We start from the raw sequence: 1,390 nt of genomic DNA on the forward strand, positions 1-1,390 counted from the left end.
CCTGGCATCGTGTGAAAAGCCCCCCGGATATGCCGCCAAGCTGGACGTCGTAGATACATACGATCTTCTCGAGTATAGAGCTAGCGTCCTCACTGAGTGTCCACGGCCCGCCGCCTGCGTGAACAGCCGCGATGGCCTCCATCTCGCGCTCAGCGTCGCAGTAAAGCTGATAGTTGCCGGCACCCAGCCCCTCGTTCCACATCAAATATGAGAGGTATGTTGTTCGGATGAGTTGATATAGGAGATGCTGGCTGCCGTGGCCGGATTGAAACGAAGCAAGGGCAAGGTGCGAGACTAGAGACAGGTCTTTGACAAGCGGCAAGGGAAGCGGAAGCAGCATCTGTTTGGACAGCGCCGGTCCGCGTCGTGGTTTTTTGAGATTCCGTGCTTTCGTTACCATGGCGGATACCAGCGCCTTGCCAAAACTGATGGGGGCCCGCCCAGCGCGCCCCCATGCCCTGACGTATGAATGAAAGATCAGGAAGGGTAGACGATTCTCAGCAGATTACTGATGCCGGGCGTGCCAAACGGGACACCTGCTGCGATCAGGAGCGGTTTGCGGCGGTCGACACCGATCCGATGCGCTGCCGCCGTGGCTTTCGTGACCATATCTTCCACGTTCTCCGCATCGTCGACATGTAAAGGACAGGCACCCCAAGTCAACGTAAGTTGACGCGCAACGGCTTCATCAGGAGTGAGCGACAGGATGCGGGAGGCTGGCCGTTCGCGAGCAATCCGTGCGGCAGTCGCGCCGGAAGTGGTATAGGCGACGATTGCTGCGACCGGCAACATTGACGTGACGGTAAAGATCGCTGCGCTGATCGCCCCCGGTGCGTCAGCAGAGGCGGGCGGCCTGACTGCTTTCAGCAGTTGGCGATACGACGGCGCATTCTCTGTGTGCTCGATAATCCGATTCATCATCGAAACGGCTTGGACCGGAAAGGCACCTGACGCGGACTCCGCGGACAGCATAACGGCATCGGCACCGTCAAAAACGGCCGTCGCTACGTCGGACGTCTCTGCTCGCGTGGGCACGGCAGAGTTCACCATCGACTCCAGCATCTGCGTTGCTACAACGACAGGCTTTCCGGCCTCCCGGCATAAACCCACGATCCGCTTCTGGATTACCGGGACTTCCTCGGGTGGCAATTCAACACCCATATCGCCACGCGCAATCATGATTGCGTCAGAAGCCTCAATGATCTCCTCGATCGAATCCACGGCGGACGGCTTCTCGATCTTGGCGATAATCTTAGCCCGGCCTTTGATCAGATTACGCGCGTCGCGCACTGCGTCTGCCCGCTGCACAAAAGACAGTGCGATCCACTCTACGCCTTGTTCCAGGCCGAATTGGAGGTCTTGCTTGTCCTTTTCGGTCAGTGCTGGAATG

At 58.5% G+C, this 1,390-nt stretch carries 2 protein-coding genes; both read right to left on the reverse strand.

Annotated elements, in window-relative coordinates; genetic code table 11:
- A partial coding sequence (locus PQR02_RS40395) for a hypothetical protein (RefSeq protein ID WP_408243380.1) occupies window positions 1–400 on the reverse strand: 400 nt, incomplete at its 3' end.
- A 77-nt stretch (window positions 401–477) separates the two neighbouring features.
- Window positions 478–1,390, reverse strand: a 913-nt coding sequence (gene pyk, locus PQR02_RS40400; RefSeq protein ID WP_408243381.1) for a pyruvate kinase, incomplete at its 5' end; no start/stop codon positions are given.

It is taken from the genome of Paraburkholderia sediminicola, from assembly GCF_046026895.1.
GTDB lineage: Bacteria > Pseudomonadota > Gammaproteobacteria > Burkholderiales > Burkholderiaceae > Paraburkholderia > Paraburkholderia sediminicola_C.